A 6,000-nucleotide genomic window follows, 5' to 3' on the forward strand; every position below is an offset into this window, starting at 1 on the left:
CTTTATCTATTATTATTATTCTGTAACGAGATAGATTATCTACCGATTACTTATCCTAGTGTTTAGCCTTGGATTCACTTTTACTTGCGCTGCAAAGCCAATAATTACTATTTTTACTGAACAGTTTCCCCCTTATAATTTTTCGAATAAAGGGCAGCTGCAAGGGATTAATTTAGATATTGTGCGTACGTTGTGTGAGCTTTCACAAGTGGAGTGCAAATTTGAGCTGTTGCCTTGGGCAAGGGCATACGATTTAGTGCAAAAAAATCAGCTCTCAGGGCTAGTATCAACCGCTCGCAGTGCTGAGCGAGAAGATTTATTTTACTGGGTTGGCCCGTTGGTTTCTTCACGTACATTTTTTTATCGCCTTCGTGATAACAAACACATTAATCCAACTGATATTACTCAAGTTAGTGCATACACCTTAGGTGTCGTTAGAGGCAATATTTATGAGGGGTTAGTGGAGAGTATTGGTTTCCAACAAGATAAAAACTTATTAAAAGTAGCTCATCACTATGAGTATATGAACCTATTTTTTAAAAACAAAATTGATTTAATACTCGGCTCAGAGTTTGCCTTAGATTACCAACTACAGCAATTTGGTCACGGTGGTAAAGAAGTCGTCCAACTTGTTGAGCTGCCAGTAAATACATTACAGGGTAATTATTTAGTTTTTAATAAAGAGATGCCTATCGAGATAGTTGAGCGCTTCAATGAGCAGTTAGAAAAACTCAAAGCGGTGGATAACTTTGATGCTTATCGGCATCGTTATGTAAAATAGCTAATTAATTAGCCGTTATTAATTGACGGTATTTTTCAGTATTTTTAACCTTTAAAAAAGCCTGCTGCAGTGCCTTTATAATATCTTCATCAGTATTAATATTTGCAGCTAAGTAACCAGCTACTGCCAGTCCTTCTATGGCATGTACGAACGTCAGTGCGTTAGCATTGATCGCTAGCTGCTCACTCATTGAAGCTAGATAATTAGCATCGTCTACTACCAGATCAACTTTTCTTGCTAGTAGTAACTGATATGACTTTTGAATATCAGTGGTCAGCAATACTTCGAAACCACGTTTTACTAATACTTGCGATGCAAGGTCATGGCGCTGTACGGCAATTTTATATTGCTTGGCTTGCTCTGTATTATCAAAGTTAATATCACTGCGCTCAGAGAGTTTTACAAAGCCCATTTCAAACTGTGCTACTGGCCCAATCCAATGAAACAGTGTCTCGCGCTCCGTAGTGCGTGCCATACTGTAAATTAAGGTGTTGCTATTATTAACCGCCATTTTATAAGCACGTGCCCAAGGGTACATGTTGATTGGGGCATTGAGCTTAGCCTCTAAAATAATCATATTTACTAACTCAGTACTATAACCAGTTACCTGATTATTCAGCAAAACTTGATTCGGCGGTGACAACTCGGTCACAACCATTAAGTTTTGATTTGCAGTACTATGGACACTGATACAAAGAAGTAGCAGATTAATAAATAGTCGCATTTATTTTCTCTTTTTGACGATAGAACTTTGAGTATAGCAATAACTAGGAAAAGTATTATGAAAGTAAACAGTGAATTAAAAACGATAAAAGGGCCATAAAGGCCCTTTGTGAAGTATCGTTCAAGTAAGATAAGTCTTTAACCCCTTAAAGGCTTATCCTATTGTTTTGCAACTAAGGTTCATCTCAAAGTTTCTAAGCTAGCGAGAGGAAAAAACCTGCAATTGCGGCGCTCATAAGGTTAGCCATAGATCCTGCTAACACTGCTCTGAGCCCTAAGCGTGCGATATCCTTTCGCCGACTAGGCGCCATACCGCCTAATCCACCTAGTAAAATGGCTATCGATGATAAGTTAGCAAACCCACATAACGCGAATGTGACAATCGCTTGTGTGTGCGCACTTAACGTATCGCGATAATTCATAAAGTCTAAATAAGCAACAAACTCATTGACTACTATTTTTTGACCAATAAAGCTACCGGCTATAACTGCTTCACTCCACGGTACGCCAAGTAACCAGGCAACCGGAGCAAAGATATAACCTAAAATCATTTGTAACGTTAAAGAGCTTATCCAAGCACCCGTGCTATTTAGCGAATCACCAATGGAGTTAAATAAACTTGCGATTCCATCTATTACCTCCCAGTCACCAGCAGTTTTATATAATAAATGACTGAAGTTAATTGACCAACCGCCGATGCTAGCCAATAAACCTCCAATGCCGCCAAACAAACCATTTAATAAAGCTATTAAAGCAACAAATGCTAATAGCATTGCACCTACATTTAGTGCTAAATGCATACCGTTTGCTGCCCCTGATGCCGCAGCATCAATCACATTAACTGGTTTATCTTCAATATCATCTAAGTCGGCTAAAGTATCTTTAGGTGTTTCGGTCTCTGGCACAATCATCTTGGCCATTAAAAAACCACCTGGCGCTGCCATAAAGCTGGCGGCAATTAAATACTTAAGCTCTACACCAATAATCACATAACCGGCCATAACTGAGCCTGCTACGGTGGCTAAACCACCCACCATAACAGCAAACAACTCTGACTTAGTCATGGTTGCTATAAATGGTTTTACAATCAGCGGCGCTTCTGTTTGGCCAACAAAAATGTTCGCAGTCGCTGAGAGCGACTCAGTGCGTGAGGTTTTTAATAGCTTTTGTAAACCACCGCCTAATATTCTTATTATCCAATCCATAATGCCAATGTGATAAAGCACTGCAACCAATGCAGAGAAAAACACAATAACGGGTAAAACTTGTACGGCAAAAATAAACCCTAAGGCATCTTGGCTAGCAAGCGGACCGAATAAAAATGCTATTCCGTCATTTGCAAAACCAATTACCGATGATACGGCTTTTGACATGCCAACTAATGCATTTTTGCCTGCGTCTGAAAACAGGACAAAACCACCAATTATAAATTGCAGGGCAAAAGCGATACCGACAGTTCTTAAACTAATTGCTTTGCGATTTGTCGAAGCCGCAAATGCAATGCCTAGCAGCATACACATGCCGACTAAGCTCATAAATGTTGTCATCTTTGCTTATTCCCGTTGTTATTTTTGCAGTAAATATTTTATTTTACTTTTAATTATATCAATCGCAACACGATTCATACCACCACGTGTAACCACTAAATCAGCATTGTGCTTTGAAGGCTCAATAAACTGATAAAACATCGGTCTCACTGTAGCTTGATATTGTTCAACAACGGACTGTAATGTTCTGCCTCGTTGCTCCATATCACGTTGCATACGGCGCATCAGGCAAATATCAAGCGGTGTATCAATAAACACTTTGATATCAAATTCTTTACGTAGCGCTTTATCACTAAGCAATAAAATCCCTTCAACTATGAGAATTTCTGCTGGCATCACAGTGCGTGTTTTGTCACTGCGAGTATGCTGTGCATAATCATAGGTAGGTACTTCTACCGCTTCGCCATCACGTAACTGTGTTAAATGTTTACACATTAACTCATGTTCAAACGCATCAGGATGGTCGTAATTCGTTTGCGTACGATGATCAAACGGCAGATGCGATTGGTCTTTATAGTACGCATCTTCTTCAATCACGGCGATGGCGCCTGGTTCAAGCTCATTCACCAATTCATTGTAAATTGTTTGGCTAAAAAGAGATTTGCCAGACGCAGAAGCGCCAGCAATGGCTATTATTGTTCGTGTCACTAAAGTTCTCATCCACACAGAAGGATACATTGTTGGTAGATCACAATAGCAAAAAAGACACGAATAATCTCTCTTGCTTCGCTTTAAAGGGTGAAATTTATAATGTTTAGGTTTTATGAAACAGGACTTATGTCCTGTACGTTAAAAAGCACAAAAATATAAAGTAGCTACATTGGATAATCGAGGTGAGTATGGCAAGAGCAATTATATTAATGGCAGATAGCCTAGGCATAGGTGCAGCACCAGACGCTGACAAGTTTGGCGACGTGGGCGCAAACACTTTTGCACATTTGCTTAAAGCATACTTTGAAGAAACTGGCGAACGACTATCACTACCTAACTTATCGTTATTAGGTTTAGTTGATGCGTGTGAAGCTGCAGGCAACGAACCGTGCCTTGTTAGTGACCGCCAAACTCCGATTGCTGCTTGGGGTTACGCTAAAGAGCTTTCTAGCGGTAAAGATACCCCATCAGGTCATTGGGAAATGGCCGGTGTACCGGTGTTATTCGATTGGGGATATTTCCCTAAAACACAACCGAGTTTTCCACAACAGTTAATTGACGAGCTGATTGCTCGTACCGGTATCCCAGGGATTTTAGGCAACTGCCATGCCTCGGGTACTACTATTTTAGAACAGCTAGGTGAAGAGCACGTAAAAACAGGTAAACCAATCTGTTACACCTCAGCTGATAGCGTGTTTCAAATAGCCGCGCATGAACAAATTTTCGGTCTAGAAAAACTTTATCAGGTCTGCGAAATCACACGGGCGCTGCTTGATGAAATGAACATAGGACGAGTGATTGCGCGGCCATTTTTGGGTTCCAATAATCAAGACTTTGCCAGAACGGGCAATCGTCGAGATTATTCAGTGTTACCGCCAGCGCCAACATTGCTAGACAAACTAGCCGATGACGGTGGTGAAGTGATTAGTATAGGGAAGATATCTGACATCTATGCACATCAAGGGATCACCCAAAAACACAAAGCCCCAGGCTTACAAAACTTGTTAGCAAAAACCACTGAGGTAATGGCATCAGCGCCAGATCACAGTTTGATATTTACTAACTTAGTTGATTTTGATGAAAAATTTGGTCATCGCCGCGACCCTGTTGGGTATGCAAAAGCGCTTAAACAGTTGGACGATTACTTACCAACGATACTTAAGCAGCTTAAAGCCGACGACGTACTAATTATTACGGCGGATCACGGTTGTGATCCAACATTCCCGGGCAGTGAGCACACCCGCGAATATGTGCCTGTACTTGCTTATCAGGTAGGGCTTGAAAATACCCCGCTTGGTGAACGTGCTAGTTTTGCAGACATAGGTCAAACACTTGCCCAGTGGTTTAACTTATCTGCACTTGAATATGGCGATGGCTTTATTGATAAGCTTAACGCGCTAAAAGTAAAAGGAAACGAATAATGAGTACTCCACATATTGACGCAAATAATGGCGATTTTGCACAAACGGTATTAATGCCGGGTGATCCATTACGTGCGCAATACATTGCTGAAAATTTTCTTGATGATGCTGTAAAAGTAACCGGCGTTCGTAACATGTATGGTTTTACTGGCACTTATAAAGGTAAACCAGTAAGCATTATGGGTTCTGGTATGGGCATTCCATCAATGTCGATTTATGCACGCGAATTAATCGTCAGCTACGGCGTTAAAAACCTAATTCGTATCGGCACCTGTGGCGGTATTGGTAGCGACATTAAAATTCGTGACGTTATTTTTGCACAAGGCGCAAGCACAGATTCAAATGTAAACCGTGCGCGTGTACGTGGTTATGATTTCTCAGCAATTGCTGATTTTGATTTACTATTAAACGGCGTTAATGCAGCAAAAGAGCTAGGTATTAAAGCGAAAGTGGGTAACGTATTTACCACCGACACATTTTATCAAGCCGATAACAGCTTTTATCAAGAACTTGATAAACTAGGTATGTTAGCGGTAGATATGGAAACAGCCGGTTTATACGGCGTTGCTGCTGAATATGGCGCAAAAGCCATGGCATTATTTACCGTGAGTGACCACGTGATCACTGGTGAAGCAACCCCAAGTGAAGAGCGTCAAAGCACCTTCAATGAAATGGTTAAAATTGCCTTAGAGTCAATCTAAGCGTAATAAAAAAAAAGTTCCTTGGTAACGTATTCACTCGTTTGGAGACACGCCCAAATACAGTGAGACTAACCTCCAAAGCCGCCTAGTTAAACTAAGCGGCTTTTTTTGTGGCGAAAAGTTAGCGAGGGTAAAGTTAGCGAGGGTAAAGTTAGCGAGGGTAAAGTTAGCAAGGA

The 6,000-nt window shown here is 40.8% G+C and carries 6 protein-coding genes; 3 read left to right on the top strand and 3 right to left on the bottom strand.

Features of this window, described 5'->3' with window-relative positions; translation table 11 throughout:
* Nucleotides 1-58 precede the first annotated feature (58 nt).
* Nucleotides 59-781, top strand: a complete 723-nt coding sequence (locus FW757_RS05985) for a substrate-binding periplasmic protein (protein WP_446440985.1) — start codon at nt 59-61, stop codon at nt 779-781.
* A 4-nt stretch (nt 782-785) separates the two neighbouring features.
* On the opposite strand, the gene FW757_RS05990 is transcribed toward FW757_RS05985, so the two are convergent.
* The 3 genes from FW757_RS05990 to udk all read right to left on the bottom strand — a co-directional run bounded on the left by FW757_RS05990 (nt 786) and on the right by udk (nt 3,699).
* Entirely contained in the window at nt 786-1,505 is a 720-nt protein-coding gene (locus FW757_RS05990) for a substrate-binding periplasmic protein (protein ID WP_182739355.1), read from the bottom strand.
* Between the two features lie 193 nt (nt 1,506-1,698).
* The gene (locus FW757_RS05995) at nt 1,699-3,051 is read right to left on the bottom strand and encodes a NupC/NupG family nucleoside CNT transporter (protein ID WP_182717345.1); all 1,353 of its coding nucleotides are present in this window, start codon (nt 3,049-3,051) and stop codon (nt 1,699-1,701) included.
* A gap of 18 nt (nt 3,052-3,069) precedes the next feature.
* The gene (gene udk / locus FW757_RS06000; protein WP_149980367.1) at nt 3,070-3,699 is read right to left on the bottom strand and encodes a uridine kinase; all 630 of its coding nucleotides are present in this window, start codon (nt 3,697-3,699) and stop codon (nt 3,070-3,072) included.
* Between the two features lie 191 nt (nt 3,700-3,890).
* Here udk and FW757_RS06005 point away from each other — a divergent pair, with 191 nt between their 5' ends.
* Both FW757_RS06005 and deoD read left to right on the top strand, forming a co-directional pair.
* On the top strand, nt 3,891-5,123 hold the full coding sequence (locus FW757_RS06005) for a phosphopentomutase (RefSeq protein WP_182739357.1): 1,233 nt from the start codon (nt 3,891-3,893) through the stop codon (nt 5,121-5,123).
* Nucleotides 5,123-5,824: a purine-nucleoside phosphorylase gene (deoD, locus tag FW757_RS06010; RefSeq protein ID WP_145238795.1), complete on the top strand. Its 702-nt coding sequence runs from the start codon at nt 5,123-5,125 to the stop codon at nt 5,822-5,824. The genes FW757_RS06005 and deoD overlap by 1 nt, the downstream gene beginning before the upstream one ends.
* Nucleotides 5,825-6,000: the final 176 nt, after the last annotated feature.

It is taken from the genome of Pseudoalteromonas sp. 1181_04, from assembly GCF_052850545.1.

Coding starts and splice junctions, on each gene's coding strand:
- FW757_RS05990 (WP_182739355.1), bottom strand. CDS start 1,505: ATGCGACTATTTATTAATCTGCTACTTCTTTGTATCAGTGTCCATAGT.
- FW757_RS05995 (WP_182717345.1), bottom strand. CDS start 3,051: ATGACAACATTTATGAGCTTAGTCGGCATGTGTATGCTGCTAGGCATT.
- FW757_RS06005 (WP_182739357.1), top strand. CDS start 3,891: ATGGCAAGAGCAATTATATTAATGGCAGATAGCCTAGGCATAGGTGCA.
- deoD (WP_145238795.1), top strand. CDS start 5,123: ATGAGTACTCCACATATTGACGCAAATAATGGCGATTTTGCACAAACG.